At 67.6% G+C, this 24,710-nt stretch carries 18 protein-coding genes and 1 pseudogene; 12 read left to right on the top strand and 7 right to left on the bottom strand.

Annotation, left to right across the window (positions count from 1 at the left end; all coding sequences use genetic code 11):
- Positions 1-31: 31 nt before the first annotated feature.
- Together OG194_RS11360 and OG194_RS11355 are read right to left on the bottom strand one after the other, a co-directional pair.
- Positions 32-358, bottom strand: a complete 327-nt coding sequence (locus OG194_RS11360) for a plasmid stabilization protein (RefSeq protein WP_327400753.1) — start codon at positions 356-358, stop codon at positions 32-34.
- 182 nt (positions 359-540) lie between these two features.
- On the bottom strand, positions 541-1,116 hold the full coding sequence (locus tag OG194_RS11355) for a TetR/AcrR family transcriptional regulator (protein ID WP_327400752.1): 576 nt from the start codon (positions 1,114-1,116) through the stop codon (positions 541-543).
- Between the two features lie 74 nt (positions 1,117-1,190).
- Here OG194_RS11355 and OG194_RS11350 point away from each other — a divergent pair, with 74 nt between their 5' ends.
- Both OG194_RS11350 and OG194_RS11345 read left to right on the top strand, forming a co-directional pair.
- Positions 1,191-2,240 (top strand): zinc-binding dehydrogenase, encoded by a 1,050-nt coding sequence (locus OG194_RS11350; protein WP_327400751.1) that lies wholly within the window; start codon positions 1,191-1,193, stop codon positions 2,238-2,240.
- A gap of 575 nt (positions 2,241-2,815) precedes the next feature.
- On the top strand, positions 2,816-3,136 hold the full coding sequence (locus OG194_RS11345) for a hypothetical protein (RefSeq protein ID WP_327400750.1): 321 nt from the start codon (positions 2,816-2,818) through the stop codon (positions 3,134-3,136).
- Positions 3,137-3,390: 254 nt separating this feature from the next.
- Here the strand turns inward: OG194_RS11345 and OG194_RS11340 are convergent, their stop codons facing one another.
- Together OG194_RS11340 and OG194_RS11335 are read right to left on the bottom strand one after the other, a co-directional pair.
- On the bottom strand, positions 3,391-3,681 hold the full coding sequence (locus OG194_RS11340; protein WP_327400749.1) for a hypothetical protein: 291 nt from the start codon (positions 3,679-3,681) through the stop codon (positions 3,391-3,393).
- A 36-nt stretch (positions 3,682-3,717) separates the two neighbouring features.
- Complete coding sequence (locus OG194_RS11335) at positions 3,718-9,948, bottom strand: DNRLRE domain-containing protein (RefSeq protein ID WP_327400748.1); 6,231 nt, start codon at positions 9,946-9,948, stop codon at positions 3,718-3,720.
- A 1,155-nt stretch (positions 9,949-11,103) separates the two neighbouring features.
- Here OG194_RS11335 and OG194_RS11330 point away from each other — a divergent pair.
- The 10 genes and pseudogenes from OG194_RS11330 to OG194_RS11285 all read left to right on the top strand — a co-directional run bounded on the left by OG194_RS11330 (position 11,104) and on the right by OG194_RS11285 (position 20,760).
- Positions 11,104-11,496, top strand: coding sequence for a hypothetical protein (locus tag OG194_RS11330; RefSeq protein WP_327400747.1), 393 nt, complete (start codon positions 11,104-11,106; stop codon positions 11,494-11,496).
- Positions 11,497-11,849: 353 nt separating this feature from the next.
- A complete protein-coding gene (locus OG194_RS11325) occupies positions 11,850-12,797 on the top strand; it encodes a sensor histidine kinase (protein WP_327400746.1) in 948 nt (315 codons plus the stop codon).
- A 57-nt stretch (positions 12,798-12,854) separates the two neighbouring features.
- On the top strand, positions 12,855-13,520 hold the full coding sequence (locus OG194_RS11320) for a response regulator transcription factor (protein WP_327400745.1): 666 nt from the start codon (positions 12,855-12,857) through the stop codon (positions 13,518-13,520).
- A 108-nt stretch (positions 13,521-13,628) separates the two neighbouring features.
- Positions 13,629-13,736: pseudogene (locus tag OG194_RS11315) on the top strand (VCBS repeat-containing protein); the annotation flags it as partial.
- Between the two features lie 419 nt (positions 13,737-14,155).
- Complete coding sequence (locus OG194_RS11310; RefSeq protein ID WP_327400744.1) at positions 14,156-14,998, top strand: helix-turn-helix domain-containing protein; 843 nt, start codon at positions 14,156-14,158, stop codon at positions 14,996-14,998.
- On the top strand, positions 14,980-15,189 hold the full coding sequence (locus tag OG194_RS11305; RefSeq protein WP_327400743.1) for a DUF397 domain-containing protein: 210 nt from the start codon (positions 14,980-14,982) through the stop codon (positions 15,187-15,189). The genes OG194_RS11310 and OG194_RS11305 overlap by 19 nt, the downstream gene beginning before the upstream one ends.
- Positions 15,190-15,670: 481 nt before the next feature.
- Positions 15,671-15,916: a hypothetical protein gene (locus OG194_RS11300; RefSeq protein WP_327400742.1), complete on the top strand. Its 246-nt coding sequence runs from the start codon at positions 15,671-15,673 to the stop codon at positions 15,914-15,916.
- A gap of 83 nt (positions 15,917-15,999) precedes the next feature.
- The gene (locus OG194_RS11295) at positions 16,000-16,602 is read left to right on the top strand and encodes a restriction endonuclease (protein WP_327400741.1); all 603 of its coding nucleotides are present in this window, start codon (positions 16,000-16,002) and stop codon (positions 16,600-16,602) included.
- A gap of 64 nt (positions 16,603-16,666) precedes the next feature.
- Positions 16,667-17,065 carry a hypothetical protein gene (locus tag OG194_RS11290; RefSeq protein WP_327400740.1) on the top strand — a complete coding sequence of 133 codons (399 nt, stop codon included), beginning with the start codon at positions 16,667-16,669 and terminating at the stop codon, positions 17,063-17,065.
- Complete coding sequence (locus OG194_RS11285; protein WP_327400739.1) at positions 17,062-20,760, top strand: caspase, EACC1-associated type; 3,699 nt, start codon at positions 17,062-17,064, stop codon at positions 20,758-20,760. The genes OG194_RS11290 and OG194_RS11285 overlap by 4 nt, the downstream gene beginning before the upstream one ends.
- Here the strand turns inward: OG194_RS11285 and OG194_RS11280 are convergent.
- From OG194_RS11280 to OG194_RS11270, 3 genes are read right to left on the bottom strand one after another with little or no spacing between them, the layout of a single operon-like run.
- On the bottom strand, positions 20,747-22,918 hold the full coding sequence (locus OG194_RS11280) for a hypothetical protein (protein ID WP_327400738.1): 2,172 nt from the start codon (positions 22,916-22,918) through the stop codon (positions 20,747-20,749). The genes OG194_RS11285 and OG194_RS11280 overlap by 14 nt on opposite strands.
- 3 nt (positions 22,919-22,921) lie before the next feature.
- Entirely contained in the window at positions 22,922-23,743 is an 822-nt protein-coding gene (locus OG194_RS11275) for a hypothetical protein (protein ID WP_327400737.1), read from the bottom strand.
- On the bottom strand, positions 23,740-24,576 hold the full coding sequence (locus OG194_RS11270) for a vWA domain-containing protein (protein ID WP_327400736.1): 837 nt from the start codon (positions 24,574-24,576) through the stop codon (positions 23,740-23,742). The genes OG194_RS11275 and OG194_RS11270 overlap by 4 nt, the downstream gene beginning before the upstream one ends.
- Positions 24,577-24,710: the final 134 nt, after the last annotated feature.

The raw sequence follows: 24,710 nt of genomic DNA, 5'->3' as shown, positions 1-24,710 counted from the left end.
GATGTCGCGGGTCTGCGGCGTGTGGGACGGGTCAGTGGCCGAGGGCCTTGTGCAGCTGCTGCTTGTTCATGGAGGAGCGGCCATGGATGTCGCGCTTCCTCGCCTCCTCGTAGAGCTGGTCCCTGGTGGGACTCACGGGGCCACGGTGCGAGCGCTCGCCCCCGCGCCGCGAGGCGGATTTCTTGTCCTGGGTGGAGGTCTTGCTCGCCTGGTGTGCTTCGCCCGAGCGGGCCCGCTCCTTGTTGACGGTCCGCGCGGCGATCTCCTTCGCGCGTCCGGTGGAGGCTCCCCGTTTCTCCGCGCTGTCCTTGACGTGCTCGTACTGTCGCTTCCGCTTGGGGCTGGAACCTGCCGGCATGACTGCTCTCCTCGCCTCGGAATCAACGCGGGGGATATGCGCGTCCCCACTCCTCGGGTGCTCAGTACGGCGCGAGTCACACTCACTCCCGCCTCTTCCAGTGCACGTTGTCCCGCCGCGCCTCGCGACCGAGAGCGCGGCGAGCGGCGGAGGGGGCCGGTGCCCGAGGTAACGAAGCACTGCTAGTGGCGGGGCGATGTGCCGGCTTGGACCAGGGCTCGTGCCAGGGCAGTGCTCTGCGGGAGGGTGTCGAGGGGGAGAGGCTGCATGGCGATTGCACCCTCGTGCAGCACGAGGAGTCGGGTGGCGAGGGTGGCCGGGTGCGAGCAGCCCGCAGCGGCGGCGAGTTCCTTGAACAGGTTCAGCAGCCAGAGCTTCTGGTTCGCGGCGACGCGGTGTGCGGGATGGGCGGGGTCGGGGAGTTCGGCGAGTGCGTTGATGAAGGCGCAGCCGCGGGTGTTGGTCTCGCTCCAGGTCCGCAGTGCCTCGAAGGGTGCGGTGACGGCCTCGGCGGGAGTGTCACTGGCGTCGACAGCGGTACGGACGAGTGACCGCCAGCGCTGGTCGCGGCCCGTGAGATAGGCCGCCACGAGGTGGTCTTTCGAACCGAACTGGTTGTACAGGGTCCGCTTGGTCACCCCTGAGTGCTCAGCGATCAGGTCCACGCCGACCGCCGTGATGCCGCGCTGGTAGAACAGCTCCTCGGCCGCCGCCACGATCCGGCGCCCGGCCGGCGTCAAAGGCCGCGTTTCCTGCACGACGGGCCCCTTCACTGATCGGTGTACGGTGAGAGATGTTCACAGATCAGTATACCCGCGAGGAGGTTCAGGCAATGAGTGCGTCCCAGGTCATGCGAGCGGTGCGCATCACAGGGCACGGAGGGCCGGAGGTTCTTGAGCCGGCGGAGGTCGCCGTCCCCACTCCGAGGGCGGGAGAGGTGCTGGTCCAGGTCCGGGCCGTAGCCCTGAACAACACCGACCTGTGGACCCGGGAGGGCGCCTACGGTCGTCCGGGAGACCCGAAGGCGCTGTCGGGGTGGCGCGGCCCGATCGTCTTCCCGCGTATCCAGGGCGCCGATGTGGCCGGTCGCGTCGTGGGCGTCGGGACCGGAGTGGACGGGAGCCTCGTCGGACGCCGGGTGGTCGTCGACCCCGCGATCTACGATACCGACGGGCCGGACGCCAACCCGGTGGGCCTGATGGGGAGCGAACGCGACGGCGGATACGCCGAGTACGTGACAGCGCCGGTGGAGCGGGTGCACGACGTGACGGAATCCCCGCTCACGGACGACCGGCTCGCGGCGTTGCCGACCGCCTACGGCACGGCGCTGGGCATGATCGAGCGGGGCCGGCTGCGGAAGGGGGAAACCGCCCTGGTCTCGGGAGCGTCCGGCGGCGTCGGTCTCGCGCTGGTGCAGATCGCCCGGGCGCGCGGTGCGAGGGTGCTCGCCATCAGCAGCAGGGCCAAGACCGACGCGGTGCGCGAAGCGGGCGCGCACGAAGTCGTCGACCGTGCGGGAGACGTCGCCGAGCAGATCCGCGCCGCCGCCCCGGAGGGCCTCGACATCGCCCTCGACGTCGTGGCCGGCGAACTGGTGAGTGAGAGTCTGCCGTTACTGCGCGAAGGGGGCCGGTGGGTCATCGCCGGCGCACTCGGCGGCCACGACGTGACCTTCGACGTACGCCGCCTCTACCTGCACAACGCCCAGGTCATCGGGTCCTCGATGCACACACCCACCCACTTCGACCTCCTCATGGACCTGGCCCGCCGGGCAGAGGTCCACCCCGTCATCGCCGCGACCTTCCCCCTGACCCAGGCCGCCCTGGCGCAGCAGGAACTCTCCCGCAGGGAGCACGTGGGAAAGATCGTCATGCACCCCTGAACGCCATCCGGCGGATCACGGACTGAGCCTATGAGCGGACCAGCGTGACGGCGACGGCTCCTTGGAAGACCGCAGGCCCGAATCCGGATTCAGGACCGGCTGTGCTGAGAAGCACGGTCCGCTCGACGGGATCCGGGTCAGATTTTGATCATGGTGGCTCATCTGCCAGGGAGCGGTCATCGATGACACCGGCGAACTGCCACAAGGAGTATGCAATAGAGCCGGTGCTTAGAAGGCGCCTGCTCTGTTCGGTCGTTTCGGGTACGTGGCGAGGGCTGTTGAAGCGCCTTCGCGAGCTTGCGGACATCAGGATGGTTCGCCGACGGCAGACACGTTGAGGTCGGAACGGGCTGGAATAGAGGGCCCAGTCCAAGTCAACCTAAGGCGGTTCCCGAAGGCCGCGATACCCTACCGATGACTCTCTTGACGTGAACCTGATCCGCAGCGATGTAGGGGCCCGCAGCGCTATAGCACGGGATCCCCGGTTACCGAAACCGGGGATCGTGCGGGATTGAACCTGCCGCACGGATCCCTGTGTGGCGCATTCCGTCCTTTTTTCCGAGGAGTTGAGAGCTGTGCCTGTCGAGGTCATGGAAGAAGAATGGCTGCTTTCCGCCGAGCAGGCTCTGCTCCCGCGTGAGGCTCGCGCGCTGCGTGTGAGTGATGTGGTGCTTCCGGCGAGCGGCGGGGGTAAGTTGACGGCCTGTCGCAATGGGATGGTGAGGGAAATACCCCTCCAGCCGCACTCCTTCGAGTTCCTCCGCGACTGGATCAGCGACGCTGGTTTGATGGAGAACGATCTGCTGTTTCCCGGTAGGCGAGGCGGGCTGCGCTCGGCTTCCGACTACAAGCAGATCTGGGAGGCAGGCCCAAGAGGCCGTCCTGCCGCGGGATGAGCTGTACCTGTGGCGCCTGGGGGAGCCCATCTCCATCCTCCGTTTTGGCTCCCGCAGAGCGAGGTGTGGCCATCAGGTGACGTATGCCGCTTGAGGCGCTCGAGTTGGTGTTCCGGCTGTTCGGTTCGTCTGTAACGTGGCTGGTCGGATCAAGGCCAGGGTCTGTTTATTGGTCCATTGCCCGGAGGCGTGAAAGGGGGCCCGATCCGAAGGTCCGGCCGAGCCCCCTGTGTGCGAGTGGAGAAGCCTCTGAATCAGTTCTGTTCAGTCACGAACTGCTCCACGTTGAGGTTGGTGAGCGAGTCCATCGCATCCAACTGTTGGGCCGCGGCGACGAGTTGATCGTATTCAGCGCGGTGGACGGAGATGCGGAAGTACTCGATCACGTGCGCGAGATCGTCCAGAGCCTCGTCGGCCTCGTCGTTCTCGGCAAGCTTGACAACCGATGCCAGTGACCTCACTGGTCTCGTCTGGTCGGCGATACGTCGTGCGATGCTCTCGGCGACGGAACGGATGAGCGAGTCGGGTGAGTTGGGCGAGTTCATGTGAGGGGACCCTTCTCCCCGCGTGGAGATCGCATGTCAGCCCGTCCTGTTGATGTAGGCGGTTGTCACGCCGAGCGGCTTCCCGTCCGGTGCGGCAGTGGTGCGGTAGTGAGCCGTGACGGTGTACTTCTTCTTCCCGCGGCACCCGCAGCCGGTCCAATAGGAGTACGTGATGTCGTACTTGCCGTTGTAGACACCGCCCCAGGCGTTCCTCCACTTGCCGGAGATGAGTGTCTTCTTGAGGTCGCTGAGCATGGTCGAGCTGGAACGCCAGGCGGATCGCTTTCCGCTCCCGACATGCTTGTCCTTGATGTGCCGGAGGCCGAACTTTCCGTACTTGACCCCGTTCACCGTGACGTTGGACGTGCTGCCCTCGCGGATGGTCTTCCAGTGGCTTCCGGGAGAGCGCGACCACATGATGATGCGCCATTTGTCGCACTTCTTGAACGGATTTCCCCAAGCGCCGCACCGGCCGTCGAGGTCGGTTCCGTTGACCGGGTCCGCGCAGACGAAATCGTAGGCGTTGCAGTTGCCGCCGAAGACCGGGTCGGTCTGCAGGAAGCGTGCGGTGCCCGGATCGTAGAGGCGTGCGCCCATGAGTACGAGTCCGGTGAGGGTCTCGCCCGAGCGCTGCTTGCCGCCGAACCAGCCGTAGCGTGTCGTGGCCTTGTTCGCGCGGGGCGCGCCGTTCTCGTCGTTGTCGAGCACCGTGGGTGCGACGGCTGTGTCGAGCGGCAGTTGCAGGGCGATGTCTCCGTGGATGTTGGACAGTCGCAGGACCGTGCCACCGGTCTTGCTCGTGGTGGCGCTGAACGCGCCGGTCGCGGAGGTGACGTTGCGGGTGACTGTTCCCTGTGCAGTGTTCTCCACGATCCAGCTGGGGTCGTCGGAGTCGCCGCCGTAGTGGTTGGTCTTGGCGGACGTCTGGGTCCAGGCGCCTGCGCTGTTCGTCTCGACGGTCCATGAGCGGGAGCGCAGGGCCGCGTCGAGCTGCCAGGTCTGGCGCCGGGTGCCGGCGGTCTGCTGGCGGGCCAGATCGTTGGCGTAGTAGGTGAGGGTCGAGCCCGGCAGGGCGGTGGTGCGGCCGAACGCGTCGTAGGTGTAGCCCGAGTCGACGATTCGGTCTGCGGTGTCGAAGGCGCGGGAGGTGGTACTGCCCGTGCTGGTCGGGCAGTTGAGCCCGGTTTCGGCCGAGGCGCTCGTGGTACCGGTCCGGTTGGAGCGCTTGTCCAGGGTGTAGGTGCGCAGCACACAGGTGTTGTCGCTGGTGTCCTCGACGCGGGTCAGGCGTCCGGCGGCGTCGTAGCCGTACCGCTGGTGCGACCAGCCCACGTGTGAGGAGGTTCGGCCCTGGATCGTGGAGGTGACGGCGTCGCTGTAGACGGCGGTTCCGTCACTGTCCCTGGTGTAGGTGCGTTCTGTGACGGCGCCTGTGGCGTCCTTGGCCTGCTTCAGCGTGTATCCGCCGGGCAGTTTTTCGGACGAGACCGCACCGTCTGCGTCGTAGGCGGCGGAAAAGTCGCCTGCGATCGAGTCCGTGGCCTTGGTGGCGAGTCCACGTGCGTCCGCTGTGGTGTCGTAGGTGTATGTGATGGTGCTGGGCACGCTGTTGCTGACGCTGACCGTGCGGTCGAGGAGGTCGTAGGTGGTTGCGGTGGTCCCTCCGTCGGCATCGGTGTACGAGATCTCCCGGCCGAGCTTGTCGTAGGCGCGGGTGATGGTGCCGCCGGTCGGCGCGCTGGTCTTGGTCGTGCGGCCTGTGGCTGGGTCGTAGGTGGTTGTGGTCGCGGGGACGTCCGCTCCGATGCCGCCGGTGACGGTCACGGTGGTCGGCCGGCCGGCCGCGTCGTGGCCGTGGGTGATGGTGCGGGTCGTAGTGCTGGCCTTCTCGGCGGTCTTGGCCGTGTTGCCCCAGCGGTCGTATTCGGCGGTCATCGTGGGCAGTTGGGCAGAGTTGCTGCCGCCGCCGGTGATGTCGCCGGCCGGGCCGCTGGTGCACAGCCGGCCGGCCCATTCGGGTCGCCCGGCGCAGGTCCCGGTGCCTGTCGCGGACCAGTAGGTGCTGACCTGTGTTCCCGCGTCGGTGCCCGAGGTGCCCGGTGCGCCCTGCTTGGTCACACGGCCCTGGTTGTCGTATTCCGTCGTGGTCGTGATGGCGAGCCCGCTGGGGTCCTGCACGATCTTTGTCGGAAGGCCCTTCGTCCAGTCGTAGTCGACGGTGGTCAGCTCGGCGTCGGCCATGACGGCCGGGTGCTCGCGCACCTGTGCGCCTTGCGTGGTGCTGGTGACCTGGTTGCTCGTGCTCACGCCGGCGTCCGTGGGACGGCCCTCGTCGTAGCGCGTGCTGGTCCAGCTGCGGGCGATGACGGAGGAATCCGCCGCCACGAGGGTGGTGCTGCCCGACTTCAGGTCCTTGGCGAGGTCGACACGGCCCAACGGCCCGAACTTTTCGAGTTCCCTGGTGCCCGTTTCGTCGTACACCGAACGGGTGGACAGCAGCTCGGCACGCTCAGCGCTGGGCAGGCTGCTCAGCCCCAGTTCAGCGAGGGCGTCCTTCCCGTCCGCCGTTGTCGCGAGAGCCGTCTCCCGGTTCCCGGCCGACAGGACACGTACGGTGTTGCCGAACCGGTCGTAGTCGGTGCTGTCGATCCGGCTGCCGGGCTCGGCGGTGTTCGTCTGCTGCCCCGACACATTGAGGTAGTGGACGGTGGCGCGCCGGTAGTCGGACGGCACCAGAGCCGATCCGGAGTGCGAAGCAGGTACCGAGTCGGCCGGGAATACCGCGGCGGCGTCGGCGGGGATGTCGCGCTGGCCCCAGGCCCCGACCGATGCGGCGTTCATCTGATGGGGCGCGGTGGACCCGGACAGGGGCACGTCGTAGACGACGCTGGTGGTCGCCGTGCCCTCCGTGGTGTCGGCCGTGCCCTGCTTCAGTGCGGCGCGGGAGACCTTGAGCAGCATTCCCTCGCCAGCTGCGGGGTCGTTGCCCGCTTTGCCGTAGGTGAAGGTCCAGGGCAGTTCGCCGGGCGGCGTCAGCGAGACGATCCGTCCTGCCGAGTCGTAGGAGTACTCGGTCACCAGGAGCGGGGCGATCTGCGGGTTCCAGGCACGGCGGAGTCGGCCGGCGTCGTCGTACTCGTATGTCTGGACGACCTTGGACGTGGCGCCGGCGGCTTCGGGCTCGGTGGACCAGAGACGGATCTCGCGTACCTGTCCGGCGAAGTCACCGAACGCGGACGAAGTGGCCTTCGTGGTGGAGGCGTACACGTACTCCAGCAGACGGCAGCCCTTGGTCGACGGGTCGGCCGCGCAGGCCGACGCGGTGGCGGCGGAGGTGGGGGCGATGATCCGGGTGGGCCGGGCCAGTTCCTTGTCGCCGACCTTGACGGTCTCCGACATGACCGAGGTGACCGAGTTGGCCAGTCCGTCGATCAGGGTGCTGCTGACCTGCCACGCTGACGACATCGGGTCGGCCCTGGTGAACTCGGTCACCGTGCCGGAGCTGTCGGAAAGGGTGAAGGTGGCGGTGACGCTTCCCTTCAGCACCATCTCCTCGGCGCCGGGTTCGGGTATCCAGCCGGTACGCGCGGCATTGGCCGTGAAGTGGATCGGGCTGGCGTCGGCAAGGACCACGCTGATGGCCGTGTCGGAGATCCTCTCCAGGTGCGTGTAGTCCGACTCGTTCAACTGAGCCTCGAAGCCCGACACCCACTGCGGCCCGAAGATCGCGGCCTGGTCGTCCTGTTGTGTGCCGGCCTCCGGGCGGCGTGAGAAGGCGGTACGGGACACGGAGAGGTCGAAGTAGGAGGCGTCCTCCTCGGAGAGCGTGAAGTCGCCGGTGAGCAGGTTGACCGACCCGGGGCCGATGTCCTCGCTCGCCGCGTCGTCGGCGTTGCGGTCCACCACCACAGTGATCGGATCCGTGCTGCCCATCGCGCCGTTGGGGCCGGTGAAGTCGGCTTTGAGCTCGACGCTTCCGTCAGGTGCGACCGTGGCCGACGCGTTCCATGCCAGCGGCGCGTTTTTGCCATTCGTCAGCGTCACCGGCCACTGCGTGAGCGCAGTGCCGTCCAGTGTCACGTGCGCGGCGGGGACGGGCTGCCAAGAGTCCGCCGCGGAACGCCGCCAGGAGAAGGAGGCCGCGTTGTACTTGCCGCCGTCGGTCTCGGCTTCGAGGGTGAGACGGCGCGCGGTCCGCTCCCCGGAGGCGGGACGAAGAAAGCCCCCGGCTCCCACGTTGAACGTGTACTCGACCGTCGAGGACCGGTTGTCCGCCTTGTCGACGGCACGGACCAGCAGCGACTGCGGTCCGTTATCGGACGGGGCGACGGAGACGGTCTTGTTCCCGGTCGCTCCTCCGGTGGAGACCTTGGTCCAGGTCACGCCGTCGAGCGACCACTCCAGCCAGTTGTGGTCCGCGGCCGGTGGCGTGATCGTGAAGACGCCGGTCTGTCCGGCACCCTTGCTCCACTTCCCGGACGGGTAGTCGGTCGAGACCACCTTGGTGGGAGCGGCCGGGGCCTTGGTGTCGACCGTGAACGTCTTCCACGCCGACCAGCCGTTGTTGTAGTGCGTCCCGTCATAGGGAGATGTACGGAACTTGTACGTCTTGCCGTCGGCCAGTACCCCGGACGGCACGGTCACCGAGGCAACCTTCCCGGAAGGCACGTACTTCGACACGATGACGTCGCCGACCTGAGTGTCGGTGGCGCTGTCGAAGATCTGGAAGGTGCCGTTGACCTTGTCACCGTCGGCGTCGACGAAGGTGTCGCGCAGCGTGGGCGTGGTGGTGTTGACCGTGTAGGCGCCGCTGTAGGAGAAGTACGGCGGCCCGGCCTCCTGCTTGGTGCCGGTCCGTGGCCGGTAGTTGTAGTTGACCACCAGCTTCGGCGGGTTGGACGCGGCGTTGGCGGAGTTGACCCGCTTCCACTGCGCCAACACGCTCTCACTGGAGGCCCGCAGACCCATGTGACCGTGCGTGGCACTGGCCGACGCCCACTCCTGTACGAGCGTCGTCACATCGGCGCTGATCCAGCCGTCGGGCGCCGAGGTGCAGTCCGCGTTGCCCCGGGTCTCGGTGGAGGTGGCCTTCTTCGCGGTCCAGGACGGCTGTGCGGTCCAGCGGGACGCCGTCGAGGCCGCTCCGGAGGACCACACCTCCCACGGGTACACCTTGCAGTCCGTGTTCCCTGAATGGAAGTTCCACAGGTTCAGCTTCGCGTCCAGGACCAACGCGTTCTGGACCGGCGTGGTGTTCCAGGAGACGAAGGACCGCGCGATGCGCGCCGTCCCGTCAGCGTTGGTCGTGCCCGGGTTGCCGAGGTCCAACTCGGTGTCCGTGGACCAGTCGACCGTCTCACCCTGCTGCACATATGTGTCGAAGACGTTGCTCAGCGAGGACGTGGACGGATCGACGGTGACGGGATACGTGGTGCCGGGGTCGGCAAGGAATTTCGCGTCCGGCGTGACCACCAGGTCGACGGAGGAACCTTTCTGCACGACCTTCAGGCCGACCTTGGCCCGGTTCGTGTGCTCGCCCGACCGCTTGTCGACGGACGCGTCCCACATCACCGGGGCAGGCATGACGGCCCGCCGCTTATTCTTCCGATCGGTGAACTGCACGCTGCCGTCCGGCAGTTGCTTGGCCTTCAGCCCCTTGGCCTTCAGAGGCAGCGTGTACGAGTAGGCGCCCATGCCGGGCCGCTTCTTGATCTCGACGTACTGCTCGAAGCCGGTACGGGTGGCCTCGACAACCACATCCGCGTCGGGCACGGCGTTGACGTACTCCGCCCGGGTCCCCTCCAGCCTCGGTTTCGGCAGCCCGCCCTTCCACTGAAGGGTGATCTGCTGCTCGCCCTCTCCGAGCGTCACCAGGTCGGTGGCCTTCGCCTCACGGGCCGCCTTCAGCGACTTCGCCGGTGCACCCGTCTTGCCTGCGAGCCGGAGTCCCTCCGGGTGGGCGAGCGGTTCCACACCTGAGCCGGATTCCCGCAGCCGCACATCGACGTCGACCCACTTGCCGTCCCGCTCGAACCGGACGGGCCCCGCTGAGAGTTCGGTCGTCAGGCTGCCGTCTTTGTTCGCCCAGGTCGTGGATTCCTCGGTGCGCTCCGAGAGTGCCTCGACCCGACTGCCGGACAACCTGGCCGCGACACGGGCCGAAGGTATGTCGGCCGCCTGCGTCGCCGTCGGCTTCTTCGGAGCCTCCGGAGTTCGCGAGGGTGGGGCCGCCGCGGAACTCGTCACGTCGAGGAGGGTGATGGCCATCGTGAGAGCTGCGCCGCCCGCTGTCCAGCGAACGATCCCCCTGCGCTGAGGCCGCCCGCGCCGTCGCGGCGTGGGTCTGTGAGCCGTCATCATCCCGACCTTTCATGCTTCACATCGACATCACCCATGTGATGCCAAAGTGAAGGTATGCAACAGGTAAAGATCATGAATGATCGCAAAATCACAGAACTCAGACAGGTTGTGCACAGTAAGTTCCAGTGATTCGTGTCACCCTCGTGGGGATTTCTGTATCAACTAGGGCGAAGTGGACCCTCGTGTCGCGAGCCGTCGCGCCCCTAGGGTCTGTAGATCCGGTGTCGCCTTCTCGTCCTGCGGCGCGACGTCCGCCGTCGTCGTTTGGACCTATCGCGCGTCCAGTGATGCCCTCGGCGAGATCTGCGCCAAGGGGAAATCGACTACCTCTGCGACCGGTTGGGATTCTCGGCCATCACGATCGACGGCATCGTCACCTCCGGGTGCAGGCGAGGCGGGAGGCCGCCGAAGAGTGGCCCGTGGCCGTGACGCTCGTTTGACGCTCTGGGTGCATCGCGGCCCGGTTTGGTGGCGGGGAAAACCTATCTGACCTGCACGTTCTCCTGGCATCGTCCCTCGTGACAACTTTCCGATGACTCGTCACGTGGAGTGTGTCGCGATCCTTGAGCCGGTGGCAAAGGTGTCCTGACCTGCTGTTTTGTGCGTGTGCGGTGTGGGCGTTACGGGTGATGTCCTGACGCTGAAATGACGCTCATTTGATGCACCTGCTGATGGAGTGTCAGGCGCGCTATGCCGCTGGTCGGGCGAGCCGGTACGGCGCAAATATGTGCAAATGTACCGGGGGTTCGACTCCCCGGTCGCTGCCCGCAGGAGTTCCAGGCGTCGGTTCAGAGCCAGGTCCTCAGATCCCGCTCCCGCTCCCGGGCGCACACCGCGGGAGCCTTGGGGGACCCGGACGGGGACGGCGAAGGCGGCGTGGACCTGTTCGCGGCGTACGGCAGGGTCGTAGTCGTGCGTGCCCTTTCAGTAGGGAGGACGTGGGGGGATACGAAAGTCGGGGGTGGGGTTCCTCGTTCAGGGCGACGATCGGCGCGAAGTACCGGAAGAGACTGCTTGAGCGACGTCGAAGGACGTCGAATCCCATAACCAAGGAGTTCTTCCATGGGCGTCGTCGGAAAGATTCTGTTCGGAGTCCTGGGACTCGTCATGCTCGTCGGAGCCGGTCTCTGGTTCGGCATCAGGCACGTCGCGAGTGACATCACCTCGCATACGATCACCGCAGCCCAGTTCAAGGACGTTCACGTAGGCGAGAAGCAGAGTGCTGTGCGCGATCGTCTCGGCAAGCCCGGCGGTCTCCAGCCGCAGGACAAGCCCAAGGTTCCGGCCGGCACCACCTGTGACTACTACCTCCAGAAGCATGTGTCCCTGGAGAAGAAGCAGACGTTTCAGATCTGCTACCGGGACGGACAGGTCGCCGCCACGAAGACCCTGCCGTCCGCCGAGGACGAGGCCACGCAGGTCAATGGCAAGAGCAGTGCGAGCGCCAAGCCCTGAACTGCTCGGGCTCACGCCGGCCCACGGGCACATGCTCCGCCCCGCCGGGGCAGCTACTGCGGGCCGACAGGAAGGGTCCCCGGAACGATCAATCGGAGGGTCTTCTACCGTGGCACGCGTGTCCGTTTCCCCTGTGCCCGCCTCGGTGGTGGCTCTCGCTGACCGCATCCGGTGGCCCTCCGAGCCGTTCGCCTGGGTGCTGGCGGCGCTGATCGGTGTCGGCGGACTCCTGCCGCCCGCCTCGGATCGGTGCCTGCTGCCGCTTCCGTTCGCCGTCTCCGCCGTGCTCGACCGGAGCCCTGCTGGCCTGGCGGCGCGACCGGCCCACCTTGGTGGCAGCTGTGGTCGCCGTGGTGAGTCTGCTGACGGTTCAGCCGGCCTTGCCGTTCGCGGTGTACTCGCTGGCCAGACGGCGGGTGACGAGCCCTCTGCGGTACGGCGTCTACGCCACCGCGGTGCTCAGCCAGTTCACCACGGGCGCCCCGGCGTCGGGCGTCATCGCGGCAGCCCTGCTGGTGGGCGCGCCCGCTTGGCGTGGCACGGTGATCCGCTACCGGCACGCCAGGCTGGAGGAGCTGGCCGAGCGTGCCGAGCAGGCCGAGCGGGAGTCGTTGCTGATCGCCCGCCGGGTCCGTGCGGAGGAACGGGCCGCGCTGGCGCGTGAGATGCACGATGTGGTGGCCCACGAGGTCAGCCTGATCACGCTGCACGCGGGCGCGTTGAGCGTGGACCCGCAGGAGTCGGAGCGAGCCCGCGAGATAGGCGAGCTGGTCAGGGTCACGGGCAGGCGCGCACTGGCCCAGTTGCGCCAGATCCTTGATGTGCTGCGTGATCCGGAGACGGTCGAGAGTTCCTTCCGACCCGGCCCGGCACTGCGGGATCCGCCCCGGTTGCTGGCCGACTCGGAGGCGGCGGGCGTGCCCGTGGACCGGGCACCCTGGTCAGCGACGATTGCCGAAGTCCGGGGCGGGGCAGGGTCGTTGCCGCAGGCGGTGGAGCACACGGTCTTCCGTATCGTCCAGGAGGCATTGACCAACGTCCGCAAACACGCCTCCGGTGCCCGCGCCGTGCTGGGGCTGCGGGTGAACGGGGAGCACCTGGAGTGCGAGGTGAGCAACCCGGTGACCGGACTGCGCGGCGGCCGGGGACGGCGCGGGCATGGGCCTGCGCGGCCTGCGCGAGCGGGCGGCACTCCTCGGTGGCACCCTGGACGCCGAGAACCGGGACGGCGTGTTCCGGCTACGGCTCCGGCTTCCCCTCGCGTCATCCGCACCGAACCCAAACCCGAACCCGAACCCTAACCCGGAGCAGGAGCAGGAACGGGAGACGACGAGGGCACAACCTGTTGGGGAAGTCCGGTGATCCGGGTCCTGCTCGCCGACGACGAGGCCCTGGTCCGGACTGGGCTACGGCTGCTGCTGCAGACCGCACCCGACATCACAGTGGTCGCCGAGGCCGACGACGGACGGGCCGCGGTCGAGGCGTGCGTCCGTGTGGCGCCCGACGTGGTGCTGCTGGACGTGCAGATGCCCGGCCTGGACGGTGTGGGCGCCGCCAGGGAGCTGTCCGCGTTGCCCGCACCGCCACGGATCCTGATGCTGACCACGTTCGACGCCGAGACCTATCTGCTGCCGGCGCTCCGGGCCGGTGCCCACGGCTTCCTGCTCAAGGACGCCCAGCCGAGCCAGGTCCTCGATGCGGTGCGGAACACCGCGGCCGGCCTCCACGCCCTCGCTCCCGAGGCGGTGAACCACCTGGTGGCCCGTGCGGCCGCCGAGCCGTCCTCGGCCGGGCCGCCCCGGCTGCCCTCGCTCACACCGCGCGAGCGGGAGGTACTGGCGGCGATAGCGGACGGGCTGAGCAACGCCCAGATCGGCAGGCGGCTGGACCTGCGGGTACCGACCGTGAAGGGCCATGTCTCACGGATCATGGAGAAGCTGCACTGCGAGAGTCGGGTACAGGCCGGGCTGCTCGCCATGCGCGCAGGGTTGGGCGGAGCGGCGAGCCGCACGGACGAGGTGTGACCCCGTGGCCGGGATGTTCCTGTCGTGGTTCCGTCCGCCCCCTGTACGTCCGCGACGGCTTCGGGTCTACCAAGGGTTGAGCTCGGCCGAGGAGCACCCCCGGTTCCTGCCACCCCCCGATTCCTCGCCGACATCACCGGCGACGGACGCGTCGACATCGTCGGCTTCGGCGGCCCGGGAGTGTACGTGGCCCGAAACCTCTTCCGCGGCTTCCGAAACCCGTCAGTCCGACCCGACATGCGGCCTGGCACGCCTTCGCCTGCGAGACCGCACTGGATCCACCCTCCACCTCGACGCCCGCGAATGGTCGGGGTCTTGAACACCTGGGCTCGCGCAGAGTCGACTCCATCACGGGGTGAGCGAGCAGCCAACCGTGCGGAACGCCTCCGCTCACGCGGAGATCGACCTGCCGGCCAGGGCTTTGAGAGGCTTCCCCGGTCTTGGGAGGGTGGGGAGCGCGAGGTGTGGGGGTCATGTTGGTCCTCGTCTGCGTGGTCAGTGATGCGGTTGCGCTGATCGCATGACCCGGCCGTTCTGGGTGAATTACGCTGCGTAGTCCGGTCGTTACGAGGGTGCGGCCGGAGGTGGTTCCACGTGTTCCACATCGCTCACGCGCATGTCCCGGAGGGAGTGGTATGCCGCAACGGCGCGTCATCACCGACCGCAGTCAGGAACCCCGCCAGCGGTTCGCCGAGGAGTTGCGGAGGCTGCGCGAAGCGAGCGGGCTGAGCCTGCGGGCGCTTGGTGAACGGCTCGGCTGGGACTGGTCGTTGTTCGGCAAGATGGAGAACGGCGAGACGCTCGGCAGCCCGGAGGTCGTCCAGGCGTTGGACACGCACTACGGGACGCCGGGGCTGTTGCTGGCGTTGTGGGAGTTGGCCGCCGGGGACCATACGCAGTTCCGCGAGCGGTACCGGCGGTACATGGCGCTGGAGGCGGAGGCCGTGAGCTTGTGGCACTTCGCGGTGAGCGTCCTGCCTGGGTTGTTGCAGACGCCAGGGTACGCACGGGAGATGCTGGCGGCGGGCGGGCTTGAGGGCAAGGAACTTGAGCAGCAGGTCGATGCCCGGATGGGGCGGCGGGAGTTGTTGGAGGGGGAGGGTGCGCCCCGGTTCCGGACCATTCTTTCTGAGGCGGTCCTGCGCACGGCGTTGCTGAACTCCCTTGAGTGGCGGGGGCAGTTGGAGCACCTGGCGGAGATGGCGGAACGCCCGAACGTTGCCGTTCATGTGCTGCCCTTCAGCGCCGGCCCTTACGGGCTTGACAGCACTGACGTGTGGTTCCTGCGTCTGCCGCAGGGACGTACGGTGGCATACACGGAGAACGCGCACCGAGGCGACCTGATCGAAGACGGTGCGGCGGTCGAGAAGCTTCAAGGTGCTTACGATGCAGTTCGTGACCTGGCGCTGTCCCCGGCCGAGTCGCGGAAGTTCGTCCTGCGCATGTTGGAGGAAGTGCCGTGCGATCCATCGACCTGAGCGTCATAAACTGGCGCAAGAGCTCATACAGCAACTCGGACGGTGGCGCTTGCGTCGAAGTCTCTGACGACTTCGCCGCCGTCGTCCCGGTACGGGACAGCAAGGTTTCCCATGGGCCGGTGCTCGTGTTCCCTGCCGATGGGTGGAACTCCTTCGTTTCGGCAATCGGGAACGGGCAGTTGAGCGACTGATCGGGCAAGGCGACGGCCCCACGATCTGTCCCGATCGAGGGGTCGTCGGCGTAACTGGCGGACTATTTCTTGCTGGTACGGCGTCCTCTGGTCGCGGCGAATGGGGAAGCCCCGTCTAGGCCTCCGCCCGCGAGTTGCTTTGCGCAGTTCCGACAGCAGGCCCTCGATCAGGTCCGCGAACACCTCCCACGGCTCCGGCCGCGCGAACAGATGATCCATCCCACCCAGCAGGACAGCCAACTCCTCAGCCCACTCGCCGAGTTGCCCCGCCATCACATCCACGTGATCTGCCGCTGTAGTACTCGCCGTGGCCGACGACAGCGGGTAAGTCGGGCGTTACGCCACTACCGCCGTCGCGGGGGCGTGCGCAGGAGACACACCAGTGGAGAACGGTGCCAGCGCTCCCATGCGCCCCCATTTCGGCTGGATCGGCTGAAGATGCACTGGCCGGGACGGAGGTTTTCCCGCTACTCATGGAGGCTTGGGTCGGGGGACGGGGGATCCGGTGCTGCTCGTCATGGTGTTACTGGTGATCGGCGGCACCGCACTGGTGTCGCGTTGCGGAGGTCCGACAACGTTCCACCGGCCGTGTCGCCGCAGACGCAGGGGACTGTTCGCACGGTGCCGGGACCACACCTTCACGTTGATCACGGTCACCGACCTGGCGGGACTCGCGCTGTTCGGGCTGGCCTTCGGCATGTGGGCGCTCTTCGGCCCGGCCGCCTGATGCGGCGCAGGCGGAGCCAAGGAGGCTGGGCGGCGGTTCCCTGGTGGGTGTGGGGGTTGGGCGTGCTGGCCGGGGCGAGTGGCTTGTGGAGGGCGGCCGAGCAGTGGCCGGCGCCCGCCGGCGTCGCGCTGACCGCCGTGGCGGTGGGACTGGGCGTGAAGCCGGGGCGGCTGGCCGTACAGAGATGGACCGGCCGCTCAGCGCTTCCCGCGGGGCCCGTCCGTTATTCGCTGGCGCACCTCGATGCGCTGGACCCCCGGGCGTTCGAGCTGGCGGTCTGCGCCTTGCTGCGTCGGGACGGCCTGACCGCGGAGCATGTGGGCAAGGCGGGGGACAAGGGTGCCGACGTACTCGTCGTCGACCGCTCACGGCGACGGGTCGTCGTGCAGTGCAAGCGGCTGCGACCGGACCGGAGGGTCGGGGACCAGGACGTGCAGCGCGTCAACGGCACATACCGCCATGATCACGGCGCTCAGTTCGCGGTGATCGTCACCACCGGTGGCTTCACGGCAGCCGCCAGAGCCAGCGGCCCACGCTACGGGATTCGCCTGGTGGACCGGGACGCATTGGAGAGGTGGGCGGATCTGGGGGAGCCGCTGTACAGAATTTTGCGGGTTCCGGACGAGGGCGCACAACGCAGACGCTGGGCGCCCGGATCATGGCGGCGGGCGAGAACACTAGGGTGAGGGTGTATCAATGACGCCCTTAACTCTGGCCCAGGACAGGCGAGTTGACGGTATGAGGGGGAACATGTCCGACGAGATCGAGTCAGCGCGGATCCAGGTGTTCGGCGCCGACCCGCAGCATGCGGAGTTCGAAGCGCGGGAACTCCGCGAGCTGCTGCGGGAGTTGGACGGCACTCAGGTGCGCTTCGCCCCGCCTGAAGTGCCGCACGCCACGACGGACGGCGCCAAAGGGTCGGAACTGCTGACCCCGGAGGTCGTGCTGGTCCTCACCACGGGCACCCTCGCGCTGGCGAGAACCGCCATCAAGGCGTGGGTCGAGGTACGCAAGAGCCGCAAGGTGCGTGTGGTGGCCGCCGACGGATCGGTCACGGAGTTCGAGGGCGGAGTGTCCGGGCGCGAGGTGAAGGTGCTGCTGGACGGCCGGAGCGACAGGTCGGGCACCGGACCGGTGGATGAGCGATGAGCCGTAACCATGCCTTACTCGTGGGCACCGCCACCTATGACGACGCCGCCTTTCCGGCCTTGCCTTCCGTGCGTGCGGACGTTCACTACCTGAGCCAAGTGCTGGAGATGCCGGCGGTCGGCCGGTACGAGAAGTGTGTTCGGGTCGAGGACTCCTCGAAGGCGGCGATCAAGCAGGCCGTCGAACGGTTTCTGGGGGACCGTGAGCCGGACGAACTGGTTGTGCTCTATCTCAGTGGCCATGGCGCGTACGACCGTGAGGACGGTCAGCTCTATTACGTCACCACGGACACCGAGGCGGACCGGTTGCAGCAGACCGCGCTCGAAGCCTCGTACGTGACCGACCAGTTGGAGAAGTGCGCCGCTCGGCGCAAGGTCCTGCTGCTCGACTGCTGTTTCAGCGGCAGCGCGGTGCAGGGCTTCCGCAGCAAGGGGGCCTCACACTCGGACACCTCACCTGTGGTCGAGGCCAGCGGCGTGTACGTCATCACCGCGTCGCAGCACTGGGAGCAGGCCTTCACCACCGATGCGGACCAGCCCTCGCAGTTCACCAGAGCCGTCGTCGAAGGCCTGCACTCGGGACAGGCGGACCTGGACGGTGACGGGAAGGTCTCGGCGAACGACCTGTTCCGGTACATCGGTCGTGACCTACGGAAAGCACCCGACGGACGCCGGCAGACACCGACCCAGTCCAGTCTTCAGGTGACCGGCGACATCTATCTCGCCGTTGCCTCCGCCGGCCGTCAGATCCCCGCCCTCAAGCCGCTGCCCGCCGGGCTCAGCGCGGTCACCGACGGCACCGGAGGGATGACACCGGCACCGGCCAAGGCCACCCCGGCGATGTTCGACGACTCCGCCTTCACCGACACCGACTGGGCAGGGCTGCTGACGTACTACCAGCACTGTCTTGAAGCGGAGAACTCCACCGACGAACTGCTGCCGTTGATGGGCAGCGATCCGCCGCGTGTGGTCTGGCCGGCGGGGGAGGAAGTCCTGCTCTCCGGCACGGAGGCCACGGTGCAAGCACCGGATCGCGTCGCGGATCTCGCCGAGCGTGCCCACACGGACGGCACCGACCTCTGGTACGGATACCCCGTCGCCGTCCTCTACGACGGCAAGCGACAGGTGTGCGCCCCGCTCGCCATGCGCCAGATCGAGGTCGAACGCGATCCGCAGGGACGCGGTGTGGTGACACCCACAGGACCGATCGTCCTGCATCCCAAACTCGTGCTCGACCGGTTGGGCAAGGACGAAGGCAATGAACTGCTCGCCGCTTACCAGCCCAACTGGCGGCCGGGCTTCCGGGAGGACATGGTCCGCGATCTGCGCAGCCTGATGCAGGAGTTGGGGCTCCCCGACACGGAGCACCTCGATCCGGGATCGCTCGGCGACGGCAGTTCCCTGTACGCGGCGCACGAAGGCGCTCGCAATGTCGCGATCGTCTTCGCCGCGCGGTCGGACTCGGCGGCCACCGCACAACTGATGAAGGACTACAGAACTCTGCAGAAGAGCGTCGGGCAGTTCGCCGGCACCGCGCTCGGGGCATTCACCGGGCGTGCGGACCCAGGAGTGGACGAGAGCGCCGAGCAGGACGTGCAGGTCGTCGCCCCCCTGGAACTCAACGAAGGGCAGGAAGCGGTCATCCGCGCCGCCATGGTCCGCAGGCTCACCGTCGCCACCGGACCGCCCGGGACCGGAAAGAGCCAGCTCATCGTCAACGCGGTCGCCACGGCCAGAGCGGCCGGCCAGACCGTGCTCGTCGCGTCGACCAACAACAAGGCGGTGGACGAGGTCTGGGAGCGCTGCGAAGCCCTGGCTCCGGGCCTCCTCGTACGTACGGGAAACCAGACAGCCGTCGAGCAGGAGTCGCGGACGCTGGAACAGCTGACCCGCAGCGTCCGGCCCCACCAGTCGTCCCAGACGCACCGGGGCGAACTACGGAACCACCTCCGGGAGCAAGAGGCGCTGCGCCGCCGACTCGCGGAGATCGCCCGGAGGGAGCGGGAGTTGGCAGACCTCGGCCGACTGCGTTTCTCCTATGCCGAACAACACCATGGTGACCCTGGGACGCTCGCCACGGCTCTGGGGGACGATGTCTCCCTCGGCCGGTGGCTGCGCCGGGCGCACATGGCAGTGCGCCTGGGTGTCTTCGGCGGATGGCTGCGCAGCCGGTGTGTGCGCTCTCTCGCCCCGCTGTCCGTACAGGCCGTGGGCCGTGGGGAGTTCGCCGGCCTGGTGAACTTCGCGGAAGCCGAGGCCGTCTGGCGGCGGAAAGGCACCGAAGCCGACGCGGTGGCGGACGACACGCAACTCCTGACGATGCTCCGGGAGACCGACCGACGGGTCCGGGAGACGGCCGCAGCACTGTTGCAGGCGTCGGTGGCGGAGCAGGCGACGACCGCGCGTGCGGCCATCCATGACCGCATCGAAGCCGTGAAATCGCGGTCGCCGCGGCAGTGGTCGTCCTTGGAGCGGATCCTGCCGCAGGTGTCCGGCTGGGCCGTCACCGCGAGGTCCCCACGGCGGTTCCGGGACCGGGCCGCTCTCTTCGACCTGGTCATCGTCGACGAGGCGAGCCAGTGCTCCACGCCGGACGTGCTGCCTCTGCTCTTCCGCGCACGGCGGGCCCTCGTGATCGGTGACCCCATGCAGTTGCAGCACATCACCACACTTCAGCCCCGGCAGGAGGCCGAGGCGCACCGCGGGGCGGGGCTGCGGGCGAGCTGGCTCGATGAGCACCGGCTTGAGCACCGTCGTTACTCCTCGTTCCACGCGGCAGCCCACGCGGCCGGGAAAACCCTGCTGCTGGACGAGCACTTCCGCTGTCACCCGGACATCGCCGGTATCTCCAACCGGCATTGCTACGGGGACCGGCTGACCGTTCTCACCGAACCCCGGTCGTTGCGACGCCTTGAAGGCGTCGACGCGGTTCAGTGGCTCGATGTGGTGGGAACGGCGCGCAGAGGTGCCAATGGCTCGTGGACGAACGAGGAGGAGGCGGATCGTGTCCACCTTTCGGTGGAGCGACTGCTCAAGCGCCTGCCTCAGGGCTCGACGGTAGGGGTCGTCACCCCCTTCCGGGCCCAGAAGGACCTGATCGCCAAGCGCTGGGAGCACGAGTCGCGCGTACGGGTCGGTACGGTGCACACCTTCCAGGGAGGACAACAGGACGTGATCCTGTTGTCACTCGTCGCGGGCGCGAGGATGCGCCCCAGCGCGGTCAACTGGCTCTGCCGCGAGGTGAACCTGTGGAATGTGGCCATCACTCGGGCTCGTTCGCATCTCATCGTGCTCGGCGACCGTGATTTCTGGTCGGTCCGCGCGGGGATGCCGCACGCACTGCTGGACGTGGCTGAGGCCAAGGCCGCGCCGACTCCGCCCGGTGCGGAACCCGGACAGGACCATGAGCTGGTCGGCGACCGGCTTCAACTCCTGCTGACGGACGAGATCTCCGGAATCCTGCTCGACAGAAACGTCACGGCCGACGGCTATCCCTACGACTTCGACGTCCGCCGGGGTACGGACGCGGCCCAGGTCCAGTTGGACTACGGGGCGTCCGTGGACATGGAGGACGCACGACACCTGAGGCTCGCCCTCAGCCACGCCGCGCTCCTGCCGAACGGTGTACGGCTGCCTGCCTGGCATGTGTGGGCTGGCCGAGCGGAGAGAGTGACGGGGCGGCTCAGCGGCCGGTGAGGGCGAAGCGCAGATACCGGAGCGAGGACAGTGCCCGCGCCGACCGTCTGGCCGCCGCGATCTCGGCCTCCACCGCCGCCAACCGGGCGTGTGGATCGCCGAGTTGTCGGGCTCGTTGGGCGAACTGCTGACGCTGCTGAGAGGCGTGCCTGGCCGCGAGTTGGTCTTCGCCGGTGAGCCGGGCGAGCTCCGACCTCAGTTTCCTGTCCGCGTGCTCGCGCGCCGTCCTGGCTGTCGTCTCCGCCTCCAGACGCCGACGTGACAGGTCTGACTGACGCCGCGTGAAGTCGGCCTCGATGGACTGGCGCCTGGCCGTGGGCAGGCTCGACGGTGCGCGGGAGGAGGCACGTGCGTGCTGTCGTAGGCGCCACGCCTCCAGAGTCCTGGCGCGGTTCTCACCGATGCCTTTGATGTCGAGTCTGCGTCCGTCGGCCGCGTTGATCAGCCCTGTGACGTTGTTGTACCGACCACCTGCACTGACCAGGGTGATGCCCGTGAAGTCCGCGGCCGTCCGGACTCCTTGCGCGGCGAGGGCCTGGACGAGTGACCGCCCGATGCCGGTCAGCTCCTTCTCGTGCAGACGGGCCTTGCGCAGTTCGCCGTCGATGAACTCCTTGCGGTGGTTCGCCAAGGCCCGGTCCAGACCCGTGCGGCGCTGCCCTGCGAGGGAGGCGATCTCTCTGTCGATGGCCTGCTGGTCCTGGACCTTCTTCTTCTCCGCCGTTTTGACGGCCTTCTGCTGGGCGCGCTCCAGCTTTGTCTGGGCGGCCGTGAGCTGACTCTTGCGGTCGGCCTCCGACGCGTCGAACTCCTGCTGTTCTCGCCGCAGTTGATCAGCTGTCCGGACAGGCCCGAGCGTGGCATGCCGCTTCTCCCGGAGCTGACTCAGGTGGGTGCGCACAGCCCTGGTCTCCTGACGTGTGCCACGGGTCCTGCGGGTGGTGAGCGCTGTGACGCCCAGCGTTCCGCCGTAGGTCACCGCCGTGGCGAGGGGAGAGACGAGCTCGACCAGAGCGAGGGCGGCCGGGGCGAGCACAGCCAACGGCAGCAGGAGTCCGAGCAGTACGTCAGCCATACGGCGGTGGGTGTACCTGCGCGGAAGCGAGCCGGGGGACGGCACAGACGTGACCGGGCCTGGAGCTGTGGTGGCGGTGACATGGCCGTCGAGCCAGTCGGGCCGGCGTCCCGCACCAGCCGTGCGGGGGCCCGGGACGTGTGCCCCCGTCGTGGTGGCCGCCGTGACCGAGAGTCGTGGGACGTGCGGCAACGGCTGCCAGGACAGAACTTTGATCTGCTCTGCCAGGTCACGCACGGTGCTGTCGGTGTGGCTGAGCAGGGTGCTGAGGCGGACGGATCCGGCAGGGTTCTTGAAGTCGTCCTCCGCCAGCAGGAGATACTCGCCGTCCGGCTCGTGGAGACGTGTCCAGAGGGAGGGGTCGGCGGCGACAGCACGCAGCGCCAGATAGATGACCCAGTTCGAGAAGTGGTCGAGTGTGCCGTCGAAGTCGTCGTCGCCCCGGGCCGGGGACTGGTAGTTGCGGTGTCCACGCTCCGTGCTGTGACGTCCGCGCAGGGCCGGAACGAACATTCCGTCGTAGTCGACCAGTCGGAAGGTGCCGTCCCGAGCGACGAGCAGATTTCCGTGCTGCAGATCGCCGTGCGCGATGTCGTGTCTGGCGAGATCCGTGGTGAGTTCGGCGAACCGCTCGGCGAGCGCCCGCACCGCCGCGCTGTCCGCGTAGTGATGGTCGAGCCAGTTGGAGAGCGTCACGGCCTCCACCCAGTCCATCTTCAGGACCGGGAAGCGTGACCCGTTGACGAGAATGCCGTCCGGAACGTACTCGAATCCGATCCGCCATGGCTGCGAGAGCGAGTGCGGAGCGATGACGGACAGCTTGTCGCTGATCGCCTCGTAACGGTCCTGCTGATCACGCACATGGGAGGTGAAGCACTTCAGAGCGTAGCGACGGCCGAGGGCGTTCGTCAGCGAGAAGACGCTCGCGAACTGCCCGGAAATGGGGCGGGGGAGGCCGAGCTTGTTGGTCTGTGGCAGGGCTCCGCGAAGGTCGCGATCCAGAAAGCACACCGTGGTGTTCTGCAGAGCTTCCTGGTACTCCCGGCCCGAAGGAAAGGGCAGCGGCCCTTGCGCGGTGCTCATGCCTCACTGCCCTTCGACGTCAATGCGCACGACGGCCACGTCGTCGTTGTGGAGGGCGCCCTCCGCGCGAAGTCCCCGGAGCCAGTCCGAGAAACGAGGCCCGTCGTGGGGGCCGGCGAAGTCGGACAACTCACCCAGAACACGCGCGTGATCCGTGGCGGAGAGGAACCAGTGGGCGAGCGCGTCGGTCATGAGAAGCAGGCGGTCCCCGGCCTCACAGCTGCCTTCGGCGAACAGGGTTCGGGCCGCGAGCAGCGAGCTGTCACGATTGAGGCTGTTGAACAGATTCGGAGTGACGCCGAACTCGTCCGCGTTCTCCACGGGGAAGGACCTGAGTACCTTCCCGTCACGAATGTGAAAGAGGCAGCTGTCGCCCAACGCCGCACATAGCCAACGCCAGTTGCCGCCGGATATCGGGTCCATACGCAGCATCAGCAAGGTGGCGGAAGCTCCGGCTGTCAGTTTCGTCTGCTCGTACCACTTCAAGGGATTGCCCTGCGCTGCGCGTGCCGCGGTGTACGTTTCCAGCCATGGTTCCCAGCACGAGACCGTGGTCTGGGTGAACGATTCGAAAGAAGGCCCATCGCGGAAGACCTGTTCGTTCTCCCAGGCGTTCTGGGCGGCGGACCGGGCCAGCATGTGAGCCCAGTCCTTGGCCAGGACGCTTTCTGTCGCCCCGTCGGACATGCCCACGGCCAGCGGGGAAGTCACCAGTTCGTCGAAGGGCACAGAGGGGACGACGTGGGCAGCGTCCTCGCACTCGGCTTCGGTGCTGCCGGTCTTGGGCGTGAGAAGCCGAGTGACGTAAAGGCCGCTCGAAGTCACCGGAGTTCGGTGGCGCGGGTGCCGATGTCGAGGAACTGGACCACGGACGTGACGTCGGCGTTGTAGACGAAGCCGCGGGTGTTCTCACTTACGCGCTGTCCCTGGGAAGCGGCGTAGGAACGCATGTGCGTGGGCAGGGGACTTGACATGGCGAACAGTGCGCGGGCGTAGTCGTCGGGCAGATCGGCGTCCGAGTCGGGGAACGCGCTGGGAGCGCCGCCGGCCGCGGAGACGTGCAGGTTGAACAGAAGTACAGCGCCGTCGGCCGTCGCATGCGCGGTGATCGCAGCCGCCGACGCGGCCGGATCACCGTCGGTCGACTCTCCGTCGGTCAGGTTGAGGACGATGGGCGGAAAGCTGCCGGGAAAGCGCTCGGTCCAGCCGGCCACCAGGGTTTCGGCGTACTTCAGGGCACGATTCATCGGGGTGCCGCCCTGCGCGACAGGGTCCATCCAGAGCGGGAACTGCACGGTGGTTTCGACCAGTCCGCCGGCGCCGTCCGGAACCTTCTTCGCCCGAGTCTCGATTCTCGCGGGTGCGTCGGCGACCTCACTCAAGGGCACCAGGTCGCGACCGGTGAGTTCGCCCTGGAAAGCGGATCCCACTGCGGCCCCGTAACCAATCACCGCGATATGGAAATAGTCGCGTACGCCTTCCTCTTTGGCGCACTTGACCGACAGCTCGGTCAGCAGCCGATTGATGGCGTCGGCCACCACATCGGCCTTCTTCTTGGGGTCCTCACCACCGATCGGATCGGTCATGGAGGTGGACTGGTCGACCAGGAAGATGAAGCAGGTCGGACTGGTGCGGCTGATCTCGGCTGTGTAGGGCATGCCGATGGCCCCTTCCCCCATTGTTGTGAAGGGCTTCGCCGGGTGCTGATGAGCAACTCGCCGGACTTGGCCCCCGTGACCAGGGGCAGACTATCGGTCCCGGCGCAAGTGTCGCAGGAGATAGGCCCTAACTC

The sequence above is a fragment of the Streptomyces sp. NBC_01288 genome (assembly GCF_035982055.1).
Classification (GTDB): Bacteria; Actinomycetota; Actinomycetes; order Streptomycetales; family Streptomycetaceae; genus Streptomyces.
The sequence above is the reverse complement of the archived record's forward strand: the minus strand, read 5'-3'. Positions and strand labels throughout refer to the sequence as shown.

What these genes read in the sequence shown, in the direction of transcription:
- OG194_RS11335 (WP_327400748.1), bottom strand. Translation starts at nt 9,948, where the DNA reads ATGGCCATCACCCTCCTCGACGTGACGAGTTCCGCGGCGGCCCCACCC.
- OG194_RS11290 (WP_327400740.1), top strand. Translation starts at nt 16,667, where the DNA reads ATGTCCGACGAGATCGAGTCAGCGCGGATCCAGGTGTTCGGCGCCGAC.
- OG194_RS11310 (WP_327400744.1), top strand. Translation starts at nt 14,156, where the DNA reads ATGCCGCAACGGCGCGTCATCACCGACCGCAGTCAGGAACCCCGCCAG.
- OG194_RS11340 (WP_327400749.1), bottom strand. Translation starts at nt 3,681, where the DNA reads ATGAACTCGCCCAACTCACCCGACTCGCTCATCCGTTCCGTCGCCGAG.
- OG194_RS11280 (WP_327400738.1), bottom strand. Translation starts at nt 22,918, where the DNA reads ATGAGCACCGCGCAAGGGCCGCTGCCCTTTCCTTCGGGCCGGGAGTAC.
- OG194_RS11270 (WP_327400736.1), bottom strand. Translation starts at nt 24,576, where the DNA reads ATGCCCTACACAGCCGAGATCAGCCGCACCAGTCCGACCTGCTTCATC.
- OG194_RS11330 (WP_327400747.1), top strand. Translation starts at nt 11,104, where the DNA reads ATGGGCGTCGTCGGAAAGATTCTGTTCGGAGTCCTGGGACTCGTCATG.
- OG194_RS11350 (WP_327400751.1), top strand. Translation starts at nt 1,191, where the DNA reads ATGAGTGCGTCCCAGGTCATGCGAGCGGTGCGCATCACAGGGCACGGA.
- OG194_RS11360 (WP_327400753.1), bottom strand. Translation starts at nt 358, where the DNA reads ATGCCGGCAGGTTCCAGCCCCAAGCGGAAGCGACAGTACGAGCACGTC.
- OG194_RS11285 (WP_327400739.1), top strand. Translation starts at nt 17,062, where the DNA reads ATGAGCCGTAACCATGCCTTACTCGTGGGCACCGCCACCTATGACGAC.